Consider the following 15801-nt stretch of genomic DNA (forward strand, 5'->3'; position numbering starts at 1 on the left):
ATGTAGGGTGGGCAATCTGCCCACCATCCTGCATGGATCATCCGCGGCCCCCTTTCAGCGATGTGGTGCGGTTCAGGATCCAGTCGGCGATCAGGTTCACGCTGATGGCCAGCGTGGCGATGGCGACGGCCGGGTAGAGAGCCGCGCCAATGCCGAAATTGATGCCTTCCTTGTTCTCTTTCACGATGCCGCCCCAGTCGGCCAGCGGTGGTTGGACACCGATGCCGAGGAAGGACAGGGTCGAGATGAAGAGCACCATGAAGATGAAGCGCAGGCCCATTTCGGCGACCAGAGGCGACAGCGCATTGGGCAGGATCTCGCGGAAGATGATCCAGGCGAGCTTTTCGCCGCGCAGCCGGGCCGCTTCGACATAGTCCATGACGGAGATGTCGACGGCCACGGCGCGGGCGAGGCGGTAGACGCGTGTGCTGTCCAGTAGGCCCATGATGACGATGAGGGTCAGTACGGTGGCCTCGATCGAGCTGAGGATCACAAGGGCAAGGATCAGCGAGGGGATCGACATGAAGAGGTCGACGAGGCGGCTCATCAACTGGTCGATCCAGCCCCCCGACACGGCGGCGATGAAGCCCAGAACCGCGCCTGTGGTGAAGCTGAGGATGGTGGCGGCTGTGGCGATGAAGATCGTGGTCTGCCCGCCGTAGATCATGCGGGTCAGCAGGTCGCGCCCGATCTGGTCGGTGCCGAGCCAGTGTTCGGCGGAGGAGGGCTCCCAGACGTCACCCACGGCTTCGGCCATGCCATAGGGGGCGATGACGCCTGCGAAGATGGCGGCGAGGAAATAGGTGCCGGTGATGATCAGGCCAATGGCGGCGGAGAGGGGAATGTTTTTCAGCATGGGGTTAGGCCCATCTTTTTTGGTGGTGTGAGGCTTTGTTTGGCACCCAGATTGGCAAATGGGTGCCTCCCCGCGCATGCGTGCGCATACGCTTGGTCGCACGAAATGAGTTTTTTCGGTGAAAAACTCATTTGGGGTGCCTCAGTCTTGGGTTGGCCAGGATGGACACCACGTCAGCGACAATATTGAGAATGATATAGACGGCGGCAAAGATGACGCCGCAGGCCAGCACCACGGGCACGTCGCGTTTGACCACTGCGTCCACGAGGTACTGGCCCATGCCGGGATAGGCGAACACAACCTCGACCACCACGACACCCACCACGAGGTAGGCGAGGTTGATCATCACCACGTTGACGATGGGGGCGATTGCGTTGGGAAAGGCGTGTTTGCGGATCACGGTAAAGGTCGTGAGGCCTTTGAGTTCGGCGGTTTCGATATAGGCCGATTGCATCACGTTGAGGATGGCGGCACGCGTCATGCGCATCATGTGCGCCAGCACCACCAGCGTCAGAACGGCCACGGGCAGCGAGATGGCGTGGAGCTGGTCCAGCAGCGGCATGCCCGGTGAGACGGAGGCAAAGGACGGCGCCCAGAACAGTTTCACCGCGAAGAAGAACACCAGGATATAGGCGATCATGAATTCGGGCAGCGAGATCGAGGCCAGCGTGATGCCGGAGATCAGCTTGTCCGGCCAGCGGTTCTGGTAGCGCACCGCGATCAGGCCCAGCAGGATGGCCAGCGGGACCGAGATGATCGCAGCCCAGAAGGCAAGGAACAGGGTCGAGGACATGCGCCGGGCGACCTGTTCACCGATGGGCAGCTTGTTGGTCAGGGCGGTGCCCATGTCGCCGGTCACGATCCCGCCCAGCCATTCGACATAGCGGGTGAACGCGGGACGGTTCAGGCCCATTTCCTCGCGCAGGTTGGCGAGGCTTTCGGGGGTGGCGGATTGGCCCAGGATGGCCTGGGCGGCGTCGCCGGGCAAAATTTCGGTCAGTCCGAAAATCAGCGCGGAGGCGGCCAGCAACAACAACAGGCCGAGGCCCAGGCGTTGCAAGACAAGTCGGAGGATGGGGTGCATGACTGCGGGATCCTGATGGGGTGGAGGTCAGCGGCGTGCCCCGCGGGGCAACGAAAAACCGCGCCCGGATCGGTCCGGGCGCGGTTGTGTGGATTTACGCTTTCCAGGTCTTCTTGAAGGCGTACCAGTTCATCTGGGGACCGTTCGGGTCGCTCTCCCAACCTTGCACCTTGGTCGAGACCGCGTCGACGAAGTCGTTGAACATAGGCACCATCAGGCCGCCCTCTTCGTTCAGCATGCGACCCATGTTGGAGTAGATCTCCTTGCGCTTGGCTTCGTCCAGTTCGGCGCGGGCTGCGAGCAGCATCTCGTCGAACTCAGGGCGCTTCCAGCGCGTGTCGTTCCAGTCGGCGGAGGACAGGTAGGCGGTGGTGTACATCTGGTCCTGCACCGGGCGGCCACCCCAGTAAGAGCAGCAGAAGGGCTGCACGTTCCACACTTCGGACCAGTAGCCGTCATTGGGCTCACGCTTGATTTCCAGCGGGATACCGGCGGCCTGGGCCGACTGCTGGAAAAGGGCTGCGGCATCGACCGCGCCGGGGAAGGCGCCATCGGCGGTGCGCAGGATGATGGGCGAGCCATCGTGACCGGACTTCTTGTAGTGCTCGGCCGCTTTTTCCAGATCAAAGGTCCGCTGCGGGATCGTGTCGTCAAACAGCGGGTAGGCTGCGTTGATCGGCATGTCGTTCCCGATGGAGCCGTAGCCTTGAAGGATCTTTTCGACCATTTCCTCGCGGTTGAGCGCGTGTTTCAGCGCCAGACGCAGCTCGTTTTCGTCGAACGGAGCGGTGTCGATGTGCATGATGAACACGTAATGGCCGCGCCCTGCGGTGGACAGCACGTCGACGGTGGGAGCGCGGTCCAGCAGTTTGGCGATCTTGGGCTCGACCCGGTTGATCGTGTCGACCTGACCCGATTGCAGCGCCGCGGTGCGGGCGGTGGCGTCGTTCAGAACGATGACCTCGACCGTGTCATAGTGCGCCGTGACCGTCTGGTCGCCGCCCCAGTAATCGTCGCGGCGCTTGGCCACCATGCGTACGCCGGGCTCATCGCTTTCCAACACATATGCGCCGGTGCCGATGGCAGCCGTTGGGTCGTCAAAACCGCCGCCGGGCTGGATCATCAGGTGATAGTCGGCCATCAGGTAGGGCAGGTCGGCATTGCCGACACCCAGTGTGACCTCGAACACGTCACCGTCGGTGCGCATGCTTTCGATGCCCTGCACGATGCCGAGGGCACCGGACTTGGAATCCTCGTTGGAGTGACGCTCCATGGTCTTCATCACGTCTTCGGAGGTGACGGCCTGACCGTTGGAGAAAGTGATGCCCTGACGGATCTTGAAGCGCCATGTCTTGGCGTCGGCGGAGCCTTCCCAGCTTTCCGCGACCAGACCGGTCAGCGAGCCATCGGCTTCGACCTCGACAAGACCTTCGCCCCAGAGCTGACCGCCGGCGATCGGCACATCGGAGGCCCATGTGGCAGGGTCCTGGCTGTTGGTGGATTCGCCCCCTTGAACACCCATCTTGAAGGTGCCGCCCGCGACGGGTGTCGCGGCTTGGGCAGATTGGGCAAGCATCGTGGATGCAACGGCGGCCGTGACCCCGAGGGCGGCGGCTTTGGACATGAATTCACGACGTGTCATCGTGCCAGCCGCAACGCGTGCGGACAGTGTTTCGAGTTCTTTGGACATATACGTCTCCCGGTTGGCGTCCCGCGTCTTTGCGCGGATTTTGAGTGGTTATGCCTTGACGTTAAGCATTTGAGGCTAGGTCGCAAGGGTTAAAACCGGCCCTTTGCGCCCACGGCCCGACCATCACCTAGATTTCATTTCTTGGAATGCTGTCTGTGACATCGCGTGTGTAAATCAGCGTGTCGTTTTCGTAGGCGTCCAGTTTCGCGCTCAGGTGGAAATTTGCGGCGTCCGACCACATCTCGCATCGGGTTTCGGTGCGCAGGCGGATGCCGTCGCGCTCAAGCTCGTCCGTCCAGTGGCAGAGGCCGCGCGCGGATAGCGGGTCATCGGGGTGGATGTCCCAGCGCTCGCGCGCCACCGATCCGTTGATCAACCCGTGATCCAGATCGCGCAGCTTGCCAAAGTCATCCTCGATCACCAGCGACACAACGCCGGTGGTCATGTCCGTTTCGCGGCGGCGGGTGTGCGCCTCGGGCCGCAGGGTTTCGGTTTGCCACGGGTCCGCGGCCTCGGGCGGGGCAAAGGGGGGACAATCCGTCGGTCCGGTGGTCTGTGGTACGCGGACGGTGCCGCCCCGGATGGTCAGTGTTGCTGCACCCGGTGCGGGCCAGATCAGCGGCCAATAGGCGGTGCTGATCGCGATGCGGATGCGGTGCCCGGCGGGCACGGTATATCCGATGTGATCCAGCGCAACCGTAATCTCGGTGTCCTCGCCTACGGGCATCGGTTCGGGCGCTGCGGCGCTGTGGCGGTGGCTGAGGTTGCGGACCCCGTAAGTGATGCGCGTGCTGGCCCCGTCGGGGTGGATGTGGTTGAGGCGGATCGCGATCTGCCCCTGTGGCTGGTCGCTGGCAAGGGTCAGGTGGACGTTTGGTGCACCGAGGATCGTCATGTCCTGTTCCAACGGTGCGCTGGTCCAGCAGGCCGATTGCGCATCGTCGCCGCGCTGATCACCGGGCAATTCCGGGCCCAGCCAGATGGCGCAGTATTCGCCCGCTTCGGCCCCGGTGTCGGAAGGCGACGCCACGACCGCATCCAGAACCGCCGGGGTCCTGCCCAGTATCTCGGACGCGCCCAGGTTTAGGTCGATGTGATCCGCGCCGTCATGCAGCGCACCGGCGGGCTGTCCGACCCAGTGGCCCGCCCGTTCGGTATACCAGCGCGCAGGCCGCACCCCGTCCATGATATAGGCGCGCAGGTCCGGGTCGTCCTCGACCCCGGTTTCGACCCCTTTGAGCCACCGATCCCACCAGCGCAGCGCCTCTTGCAGAAAGCCGATGCGCGGCTCGGGCACGGCGAAATGCGGGTATTTGTGCACCCAGGGTCCGATGATCCCCTTGGCCCCCGGCAGGGCATCGACGATCTGCGGCACCGCGTTCTTGTAGGCGTCGCCCCAACCGCCTACCGCCAGCACCTTGGCCTTGATGGTGCCATAGCTGTCGATCACCGATCCGTGCCGCCAATAGGCGTCGCGCGTCTGGTGGCGCAGCCACGTGCTGGGCAGGAAGGGTTCGTTCTCCAGCCGGTCCAGCCACATCTCGCGCCAGTCGGGGCGCAGGGCGGGGTCGGGCGCGCGGGACGAATAGCTCCACATCGTGGCGCCCCAGCCCAAGTTTTCGTTCAGCAGGCAGCCGCCCTTGTAGTGGATGTCATCGGCAAAGCGGTCCACGGTCGAACACAGCGTGATGATCGCCTTGAGTGCCTCGGGCGCCATGGCCGCGACCTGCAGGCTGTTGAACCCGCCCCAGCTGATCCCCATCATGCCCACATGGCCGTTGCACCACGGCTGGGCTGCGGCCCATTCGATCACGGATACGGCGTCGTCCAGTTCGGTCTGGGTATATTCGTCCGCCATAAGTCCGTGGCTGTCGCCGTTGCCGCGCATGTCCACGCGCAGGCACGCATAGCCGCGCGCGGCGAAATACGGATGGGTCAGCGCATCGCGCGCGCAGGTGCCGTCGCGCTTGCGATAGGGCAGGTGTTCGAGGATCAGCGGCACGGGATCGTCCGCCGCATCGACGGGCCGCCACAACCGGGCGGACAGGCGGGTGCCATCGGGCATGGTGATGCCGATGTCGGGATGTTCTTCGATGGGGCGCAGGCTGTTTTTCATGTCCGCACCGTTGAGCGGCTTGGCAAGCCTGTCAAGCGCGGCTGCGGCGTCACCCCTCGATATGCGCGATCGCGAGATCCATCACATTGGTGCCCGTGGGCCCGGTCTTGACCAGAACGCCGCGCGCCGCGAGCCACGGATAGGCATCTGCCGCTGCCAGGGCCGCATGGCCGCTGTCGTCCCATGTGTCGCCATCGATCAGCGCACCCGCGGCATCCGTGGGGCCGTCCGTGCCATCGGTTCCGGCGACAAGAATGCGCAGGCCCTCGGTGCCCGCAATCTCGCGCGCAAGCCCCAGTGCCAGCGCCATGTTGCGCCCACCCATGCCGGGCGCGTCGGGCAGGTGAACCACCGGCTCTCCGCCCATGATATGCAGGCCTGGCCGGGCGGTCTTGAGCGCGGCCGCGATGCGCGGGGCCAGCACGGCCACGTCGTCATAGAGCGTTTCTTCATTGCCTTGGACCGGGACCGGGCTGGCCGCGGCAACGGCGGCGCGGGCGATGGCGTTGCTGGCCACGATCCGGGGGTGAAAGTCGAACGGGGCCTGCGCAGGCGCGTCACCGATGCCCGACCCGATGGTGGCCAGCGCGTCGCCTTCCACATCCGACAGGGCCAGCGTCGTCACGCGCGCACCAGCAAACCCGGTGAGGAGCTTGCCGCCCTTGACCTGCGAGCGCGCCGTGCGGTGGGCGTTCATCTCGCCAATGGGCGCGCCAGACGCGAGCAGGCCATCGGTCTCGGCGCGCAGGTCGTCCAGCGACAGTCCGTCCACCGGCACCTCGACCAGCGCCGAGGCGCCGCCAGACACCAGCATCAACAGATGCGATCCGGCCCCGCAGGCCGCCACCGCCTCCTGCACCGCTCGGCCCGCATCCAGCGACGCGGCATCGGGGACCGGGTGGGCGGCTTCCATCACCGTGGCGTGGGCGGGCGCATCGGCCCCGTGGTGGTATTTGGTGACCACAAGGCACGGCACGTCCGGCCACCGCGCGGCGGCCGGTTTGGCCATGGCTGCGGCGGCCTTGCCCACGGCGATGATCCGGTCGGGGCGGGGGCAGGGCGCGTCGGTCAAGCTGCGGTCAACGGCCTTGTCTCCGCGAACAGCCTCCACGCCCGCCCACCAAAGTGACACCACATCTACCGCCTTCGACATCGCCAATTCCTTTTGCATCGCCCCTCGGACTGAGTCCGATTCGCCACAACATGTACCCGTAATTGCAGGAAATTGTGATGCCTTGGCAAAAAGACTCTAGCTCTTGATTCGCTCTTCGCGTATCACTGCGGGCACAAAGAGTGGTCAGCACGGCGAATAATGTCGGCGACAGCGTAATCAAAGGGACCGCGAAAACGCGGCCTGAGGCGAGAGTGGTGGTGTTATGAAGGCGATTGATTTCGTCGTCCGCGATGGTGCGGGCGCATTACAGCGTGGAGTCGTGCCAGAGGATGGAAACACCTCCATCGGGCTGACCAGCGGACAAGAAATTTCCCTGAATTTGCGTCAGATCGATCTGGCGGGACAACAGCGCAGCGGCGATGACCTGATCATCACGCTGGTGGATGGGCGTACAATCACGCTCGAGAATTACTTCAACGACTTCGGTGAGACGAACCGGCTGTTTATTTCGGCAGACGGTTACCTGAACGAAGTCGCTTTTGTCGAAACATCCGATGGCGCGCTTTACGCGCAATACGGACCGACCGAGCAGTGGGGCAAGTGGAGCCCGTCGGATGATCTGATCTATCTGGGTCGGACCGAGGTTGCGCAGGTCGGCGTGCCGGTTGGCGGCGACGAAGAAGTGTCGATGCTTGGTGCGGCGCTGCTGGGGCTTGGCGGCGGCGGTCTGGGTGCCGGTGCTGCGGCTCTGGGTGGTGCGGCCCTGCTTGCTGGCGGCGGCGGCGGTGGTGGCGGAGGCGGCGGTCAGCCGCCCGCTGACCCGACCATCAACGGTATCGGGACAACGACGAATGTCGGTGGCGACGATCCGTCGACGCATGTCATCACGGTCACCGGCACAGGCCAGCCGGGCGACGATGTGTCCGTTGATGTGGGCGGCGTGGTCATCACGACTGTTATTGCCGACGATGGCACGTGGTCCGTGACCTATGACGACGATGAATTCCCCGCCGATGGCACGGTGCAGCCCGTGGCGACCTTTACCCATTCAGGCGGCGGCACCAGCACGCTGACCGGCGGCACGATCGTCATCGACACAACCCCGCCCGAGGTTTCGATCTCCACAGGGGTGGACAGCGTCGGCCACGTCGTGAATGGCGACGAATTGTCCAGCGGTGTGACCCTGACAGGCACGGGCGAGCCCGGTGCCACGCTTGATATCACCATCGCGGGCGTTGTCCGCTCCACCACGGTGGACGCAGATGGCAACTGGTCTGCGACATGGCAGGCGGGCACCCTGACGGATGGCGAATACGACACCGGCGTGACCGTTGTGGCGCGCGATGCCTTTGGCAACTCGACCACCATCACCGATGTGCTTGTGGTTGACACGGTTGCAGAGCTGACCATCAACGACAGCACCGTCGAAGGCGACGGCACCGTCAACGCGCTCGAGGCATCCGACGGCATCACGCTGACCGGCACGGCGCAGGCAGGTTCCACCGTTCAGGTCACCTTCAACGGCATCACCCGCGCCGCCACTGTTGCAGCCGACGGCACGTGGAGCGTGGATTATTCCGCAAACGAAGTGCCCACAGGCGAGACACAGGCCACGATCACGGCCGTGGCAACGGACGCGAACGGCAACTCGACGACGGCGACCGGATCGATCAATATCGACACGATCACCGATGTCAGCATCAATACCAGCACGGTCGAAGGCGACGGCGTGGTCAACGCGCTCGAGGCCAGCGACGGCATCACGCTGACGGGCACCGCACAGGCGGGCGCCAGCGTCGACGTGACCTTCAACGGGTTCACGCGAACCGTCACAGCCGCCGCCGATGGCACATGGAGCGCGGATTTCACTGTCGCCGAACTGCCCACTGGCGAAACCGATGTCACCGTCACCGCCGTGGCCACCGATGCCGCGGGCAACACGGCCACATCGACCGGCACCGTTGCCGTGGACACAATCACAAATGTCACCGTCGCCACCGCAGGTGTCGAGGGTGACGGCGTGATCAACGCCGCCGAGGCCGCCGATGGCGTCACGCTGACCGGCACTGCACAACCGGGCGCGACCGTGGATGTGACCTTCAACGGGGTCACCCGTGCCGCGACCGTCGATGCCAACGGAAACTGGACGGCGAACTTCCTCGCCTCCGACATCCCCACCGGCGAAACGCAGGCCACTGTTACCGCCGTTGCCACGGACGCCAACGGCAACAGGGCCACTGCCACGGGTACCGTGGACGTGGACACACTGGTCAACCAGTTGAACTTTACCTCGACCGCAGGCGGCAGCGACGCCACCATCAATGCGACCGAGGCGGGCGCAGGTCTGGTTGTCACAGGCGTGACCGAACCGGGCTCCACCCTCGTGGTTCAGCTGGGCAACGCGACGACAACTGCAACCGTGGCCGCCGATGGGTCGTGGACCGCGTCCTTCCCAAGCAGCGCGATCCCGCAAGGCACCTATTCCACCTCGCTGGTCGCGACCGCGACGGATGCCGCAGGCAACACCCGCGACGTCACCCAGGCGGTCAACGTCGACACCGAGGCCAACAGCCTGACACTGGACGGCCCCGTCGAGGGCGACGACGTCATCAACGAGGTCGAGGCCAGTGACGGCGTCATCCTGTCCGGCACCTCCGATCCCGGCGCACTGGTCAGCGTGACACTGCACGGCGTGACGCATCAGGTCGTGGCCAATGGCAACGGCGTCTGGCAGGCGTTCTATACCGCGGGTCAGATCACCCCGGGCACCTATGACGCGCAAATCACCGCGACCACCACAGACGCCGCAGGCAACGTGGCCACCGTCACCGACACCGTCCACGTCGATACACGGGTGGACAACCTGTCGGTCGCGGCAGACGTCATCGAAGGTGACAACATCATCTCCGCCGCCGAACGCGCCGACGGCGTGGTCCTGACCGGCACTACCGAGCCGGGCTCTACCGTGTCCGTGACCATGGGTCTGCACACGGTGCAGGCCATCGTGGACGCCAATGGCAACTGGCAGGCGCCGTTCTCGGCCAGCCAGGTGCCCGAAGGCGAATATGTCATGGATGTCTCTGTCACCGCGACGGATATCGCGGGCAACGTGGCCACCGTGACCGACACCGTGCGTGTCGACACGCTGGTCAACACGCTCGACATCCAGGACACCGTGACCGCCGACGACGTGATCAGCGGCGACGAGGCCCGCGACGGCATTGCGCTGGGCGGTCAGGTCGAACCGGGCTCCACCGTCATGGTCGACTTCCACGGCACGGTCCTGGCCGCGGTCGTGGACGTCAATGGCAACTGGTCGCTCGACATTCCGGCCTCTGCCATCCCGGCGGGTGAATACGACGCCGCCATCACCGTCATGGCGACGGATGCGGTCGGCAACACCGACACCATCAGCGACACGCTGCGCATCGACACCGAAGCCCCCGAAGGCCCGGTCATCGCCAGCTACACCCGCGATGGCGACGGCATCCGTGGCATCTCGACCGAGCAGAGCGATGGCGATCTGAGCGTGGCACAGGTGAACGGCGATGGTTCGGTGACAGACGTGGTCGCAACGCAGGTCGATATCGATCCGCTGGGCGAGACGAACTTCCAGTTCCAGACCAACGTGCCGGACGGCTCGCATCTGGTTGTCACCTCCGAGGACGCCGCAGGCAACACGCGCGGCACCTACGTGGTGCTCGACGACGAAAGCGCCAATTCCAGCGTGGACCTGTCGAACCCGGCCCTTGGCAACTACCAGATCGAGGCGGTCGAACTGCAATTCGCAGAAGAGGCCAACCTGACCATCACCGAGGCGCAGCTCTTGGACCTGTCCGACAGCACCAACACGCTGACCATCCACGGCGGGTCCGACGATACGGTCACCATCGCGGGGGCCACGCGCACCGGCTCGACGACAGTCGAAGGTCAGACCTACGACGTCTACAGCCTGGGCACCGAAGGCACGGTGATCCTCGACGACGACATCACGGTCAACACGGCCATCGGCTGATAACGAAACTTTCACTGGGCAAGCAACAACAAGAACAAATCGAGCATTTTCCAGCAAGACAAGAGGCGCGGACCGGGGTCCGTAACCGCGCCCACCTCCAAAAACGATAAACCCGAAACGGGACAGGACTATGGGGCAAGGTGGTATCAAGGTTGCGGCGATGTTTGCCGCTGTCTCGCTCACGGCGGGATGTTTGGGGGAAACCGGCGGTGTGCCGTTTGTGTCCAAACTGAGCGGTGGGGCGGACGCGCAGGTGCAGGCGTCAAGCGCGGGTGGCACCAAGGTGGCCGCGCTGGCGCAGACGCCCACAGCTAATGACGAAACCCTCAATGCAGAAAGCGTTGTGATCGCGGGCCTTCTGGCGCGCCGGTCCGTGCTGCCGGAAGGCAGCGCCTATGACCGCGTCTCCGGCGCGGTGCTGGCGGCAAATGCGCGTGCTGCGGAAACGGAATTGCGCGCCGCCCGGCTGCGGGCAGAGGCCGCCTCCAAGAACTGGCTGCCCACCATCGGGCCGCGTATCTCTTTGAATTCACTGGGGGATATCATCACCCAGATCGTCGTGGATCAGGTGATTTTCGACAACGGCCGCAAGAAAGGCGAACGCGCCTTTGCCAAGGCCGATGTCGAGGTGGCCGCCGTGGCGCTGGCCGAAGACACCAATGACCGGGTGGCGACGGGGCTCGAGCTGTACCTGACCGCCGCCGAAGGTCGAGAGGCCGCCGCCCTGCACCGCGCGACCCTGCGCGAGATGGAGCATTTCGAATACATCATGTCCGAGCGGGTGCGCGGTGGCGTGTCCGACATGTCCGACCTGCACGTGATCCGACAGAAACTGTCCGAGATCCGTGCCGACATCGCCGCCAGCGAGGAAGCGTCGCACACCGCCATTGCCGAACTGAACGCCATGGCGATCCAGCCGCTGGACGACGTGCGCGGGCTGGAGACGCTGGCAATCAGCGCGCAGGCGGCCCAGCCGCTGGCCGTGACCCGCGCCGAGGCCGAGAAGGAACGCAGCATCGCTCAGGCCCAGATCGACCGCGCCAGCCAGCTGCCCGGCATCAACGCACAGGCAACCGTGGGCGAAAACAGCGGCGCGGGCATCACCGTGGGCGGCGCGAATTTCGGGCTGGGCACATCCGCGCGGCTCAAATCCATCGAAGCGGCCAAAGAGGCGGCAGGCCGTCAGGTGGCCCAGGCCAACGAGGACGCCAACCGCAGCCTGCGCAAGCTTGAAGGGCAGGTCGCGGCCAAAGGTCGTCAGGCCGGTGAGGCGCGCGGGCTGACCGGGCAGGCCAAGGCCAATCTGGATCTATTTCAGGAACAATACGAGGCGGGGCGCCGTCAGGTCATGGATGTTGTCGGCGTCTATGAAACCTTTGCGCGCCGCCAGGCGTCCGAAGTGACGTTGAAATACGAGGCCCTGCGGTTGCAGGTCGAACTGGCCCGCGTACAGGGCGTTCTGGCGGATGGAGATCAGATTTGACCGAGCGGCGGCCCTTTACCCTGACCATCACCAACGGCAACCGCGCCAGCATCAAGGCCGCGCCAACCAAGGAAACACCGAAAGCCGACAATGCCAACCGGTTCGAGGACCGCTTGCGCACCCGCGCGGATCTATCGGTGGCGCTGGCGGGCATTCTGGGCGTGAACACCGCGCGTTCCGACATCTACGAGGCGCTGCGCACGGCGACGTCGCAGGGGGCCAGTGACGCGGTCGAGGCGGACGCCATCGCTGACGGGCTCAAGGCCGCAGGGCTGATCGCGCAGGTGCGCACCATCGAAGCGCTGACCGCCGATCAGTGGCCCGCGCTGGCCTATATGACCAGCGGGCAGGTCGTGCTGGTGCTGGGACAGACGCGCGGCGATCTGATCATCTATGACAAGACCTGCACCGACAACCGCGCGCAGGTCGCCATGACGGAATTCGCGCCGTTCTTTGCCGGGCTCGTCGTCCGCGCCGAGGCACCATTGGCGCGCGTGGCCGAAACCCACAAGACCGAAGCCAAGCCCGCCCATTGGTTCTGGGGGCAGTTCTACAATTTCCGCAAGGCACTGGCCGAGATCGCGCTGGGGTCCTTCGTGGCCAACTTGCTGGCCGTGGCGGTCGCGCTGTTCTCGCTCCAGGTCTATGACCGGGTGATCCCGCATCAGTCCGAGGCGACGCTGTGGGTTCTGGCGGCGGGGGCCTGTCTGGCCCTGCTGCTCGAGGCGTTTATCAAGATCGCGCGCGCCCGCCTGATGGACGGAGCCGGGCGGCAGATCGAGCTGTCGGTGCTGCGCCTGTTGATGGGACGGGTGATGGGCATGCGCTCCGACCTGCGCGGGCAATCGCCGTCGATGACATTCAGCGCGATGCGCGAGTTCGGGTCTGTACGCGAGTTCTTTACCGCCTCGACCATCGGCACCATCGCCGACATCCCGTTCATCTTTGTCTTTCTCCTGCTGGTGGCGTCCATCGCCGGGCCGGTGGTCTGGGTGCTGATCCTGGGCGGCGTGCTGATGGTGGTGCCGGGGTTCTTCATGCAGAAACGGATGCTGCGCCTGACGCAGGAAACCCAAGGGGCCTCTGCAAAATCCTCGCGCCTGCTGCACGAGGCGATATTCGAGCGCGACACGGTGAAAACCCAGCGCGCCGAGGACCGCGTGATGCGCATCTGGCAGGAGTTGACCACGCTAAGTGCGATGAAATCCTCCGAACAACGCAGGCTCGCCTCCGCGCTCACGTTCTGGAGCCAAGGCATGCAGCAAATGACCTATGTGGCGGCGGTGATCGCGGGCACGTACCTGGTCTTTGCCGGACAGTTCACCGTGGGCTCGATCATCGCCGTGGGCATCCTGACCAGCCGCACGCTGGCGCCGCTGACGCAACTGGCGGGAACCATGGCGCGCTGGGGCAACGTCAAGGCCGCGCTTGACGGGCTCGACGCCATTGCCGACGCACCGCAGGACACGGATGAAAGCCGCACCTACCTGCGCCGCGAGGCGCTCAAGGGGCATTTCGAGCTGCGCGAGGTCCAGTTCCAATACGAGGACGATGGCGCGCCGACGCTGGACATTCCGGGTGTGCAGATCATGCCGGGCCAGCGCGTGGCCGTTCTGGGATCGAACGGGGCGGGCAAGTCGTCGCTGCTGAAAATCCTGTCGGGCGTCTATGCGCCCACCAAGGGCCGCGTGCTGATCGACGGCACGGATATGAGCCAGATCGAACCCCGCGACCTGCGCCGGTTGATCGGCTATCTGGGGCAGGACGTGCGGCTGTTTTCTGGCACGCTGCGCGACAACCTGAACCTGACCATGCTGGAGCGCGACGATGATCGCCTCTATGCCGCGTTGGATTTCGCGGGCCTCGGTCCCTTTGTCAAAGGGCACCACAAGGGGCTGGATCTGGACATTCTGGATGGCGGTCAGGGCTTGAGCATCGGGCAGCGGCAGTCGATCGGCTGGGCGCGGCTGTGGTTGCAGGATCCGCAGGTGTGCCTGCTGGATGAACCGACCGCGGCGCTGGACCAGACGCTCGAGACGACGCTGGTCAGCCGGTTGGAGACGTGGATGGAGGACCGCACGGCCATCATCGCCACGCACCGCGTGCCGATCCTGTCGCTGACCAACCGCACCCTGATCCTGCAAAACGGACGGATGACGATTGACGGGCCGCGCGATGAGGTGCTGGCCCATATCGGCAAGGCTGTGCCGTTGAAAGGAAAGATCGCATGAGTGCCGCACCCACCAATGTGCCGACGCATCTGAGCGACCAACTGGGCACCGAGATGCGGGGGCCGTCGCTGGTCATTTGGCTGAGCGGTGCGGCGGTGCTGGTGTTCATCCTGTGGGCGGCCTTCGCCTGGGTGGACGAGATTGTGCGCGGGTCGGGCGAGATGATCTCATCCTCGCGCCCGCAGATCATCCAGAACCTAGAAGGTGGCATTCTGGCCGAACTGGCCGTGGCCGAGGGTGACGTTGTGGAAACGGGCGACGTGCTGGCCCGGCTGCAAGGCACCCAGTTCCAGAGCCAGGCGGACGACCTTCAGGACCAGATCACCGCGCTGGCAGTGCGCCAGTTGCGGCTGGAGGCAGAACTGGCGGGGCAGTTCGATTTCGTGGTGCCGGGCGCGCTCGAGGCGCGGATGCCGGGCCTAGTGGCCAGTGAACGCGCGCTGTTGCAGGCCCGTCAGACCGATTTCCTGAGCCGCCGCGAAGGTGCGCAGCGGGTGCTGGATCAGGCGGAAAAGGAAAAGGCGCTGCTCGAGGATCTGCTCGATCGCAAGATCGTGGCGCTGATCGAGGTGACGCGGGCGCGCAAGGCCCATGCGGATGCGCGCATCAAGCTGGACGAGATCATGACCCAGACCGAGCTGGAGCGGGCGCAGACCTATTCCGACACGCTCAAGGAGTTGGGAACGCTGCGCCAGACCTATAAGTCCGCGCAGGACCAGTTGAACCGGACCGTGCTGGTCAGCCCGATGCGCGGGATCGTGAACAATCTGAGCGTGACGACCATCGGTGGCGTGGTGCGGCCCGGTGAAGAGATCCTGCAGATCATTCCGCTGGACGAAGAACTGTTTGTCGAGGCGCGGGTGGCGCCCAAGGACATCGCCGGTGTGCGGCCGGGGCAGGAGGCGACAATCAAGCTGAATGCCTATGATTACACAATCTATGGGGCGCTGAAGGGTGAGGTAAAGCTGATCTCGGCCGATACGTTCAAGGATGAGCGCAAGCCCGACGGTGATGCGCATTACAAGGTGACCGTGCGGGTTGATGTGGATGCGCTGACCGACCGGCAACGGGGGATTTCCATGCGCCCCGGCATGCAGGCCGAGGTCGAGTTGCACACCGGTGCCAAGACGGTTTTGCAGTACCTGATGAAGCCGCTTTACAAGTCGCGCGAAGCGTTCCGCGAACCCTGAGGTCGGGGGCTGGTCTGTTTTG

The 15801-nt window shown here is 64.8% G+C and carries 9 protein-coding genes; 4 read left to right on the plus strand and 5 right to left on the minus strand.

Annotated elements, in window-relative coordinates:
* Positions 1–37: 37 nt before the first annotated feature.
* From Q0949_RS13325 to Q0949_RS13345, 5 genes are all read right to left on the minus strand, one after another.
* Positions 38–853 carry an ABC transporter permease gene (locus Q0949_RS13325; protein ID WP_299373649.1) on the minus strand — a complete coding sequence of 272 codons (816 nt, stop codon included), beginning with the start codon at positions 851–853 and terminating at the stop codon, positions 38–40.
* A 130-nt stretch (positions 854–983) separates the two neighbouring features.
* Entirely contained in the window at positions 984–1940 is a 957-nt protein-coding gene (locus Q0949_RS13330) for an ABC transporter permease (RefSeq protein WP_299373007.1), read from the minus strand.
* 94 nt (positions 1941–2034) lie between these two features.
* Positions 2035–3630, minus strand: coding sequence for an ABC transporter substrate-binding protein (locus Q0949_RS13335; protein WP_299373010.1), 1596 nt, complete (start codon positions 3628–3630; stop codon positions 2035–2037).
* Between the two features lie 127 nt (positions 3631–3757).
* On the minus strand, positions 3758–5746 hold the full coding sequence (locus tag Q0949_RS13340; RefSeq protein WP_299373012.1) for a CocE/NonD family hydrolase: 1989 nt from the start codon (positions 5744–5746) through the stop codon (positions 3758–3760).
* 49 nt (positions 5747–5795) lie between these two features.
* Positions 5796–6899 carry a DUF4147 domain-containing protein gene (locus Q0949_RS13345; RefSeq protein WP_299373014.1) on the minus strand — a complete coding sequence of 368 codons (1104 nt, stop codon included), beginning with the start codon at positions 6897–6899 and terminating at the stop codon, positions 5796–5798.
* A gap of 223 nt (positions 6900–7122) precedes the next feature.
* On the opposite strand from Q0949_RS13345, the gene Q0949_RS13350 reads away from it, so the two are divergent.
* From Q0949_RS13350 to Q0949_RS13365, 4 genes are all read left to right on the plus strand, one after another.
* The gene (locus Q0949_RS13350) at positions 7123–10875 is read left to right on the plus strand and encodes an Ig-like domain-containing protein (protein ID WP_299373016.1); all 3753 of its coding nucleotides are present in this window, start codon (positions 7123–7125) and stop codon (positions 10873–10875) included.
* Between the two features lie 160 nt (positions 10876–11035).
* Entirely contained in the window at positions 11036–12358 is a 1323-nt protein-coding gene (locus Q0949_RS13355; RefSeq protein ID WP_299373017.1) for a TolC family protein, read from the plus strand.
* Positions 12355–14589 (plus strand): ATP-binding cassette domain-containing protein, encoded by a 2235-nt coding sequence (locus tag Q0949_RS13360; RefSeq protein ID WP_299373018.1) that lies wholly within the window; start codon positions 12355–12357, stop codon positions 14587–14589. Before Q0949_RS13355 ends, Q0949_RS13360 begins: the two co-directional genes overlap by 4 nt.
* Complete coding sequence (locus Q0949_RS13365; RefSeq protein WP_299373019.1) at positions 14586–15779, plus strand: HlyD family type I secretion periplasmic adaptor subunit; 1194 nt, start codon at positions 14586–14588, stop codon at positions 15777–15779. Before Q0949_RS13360 ends, Q0949_RS13365 begins: the two co-directional genes overlap by 4 nt.
* The last annotated feature ends 22 nt before the right edge of the window (positions 15780–15801 follow it).

The organism is uncultured Tateyamaria sp. (assembly GCF_947487805.1).
In the GTDB taxonomy this organism is placed as follows: Bacteria; Pseudomonadota; Alphaproteobacteria; order Rhodobacterales; family Rhodobacteraceae; genus Tateyamaria.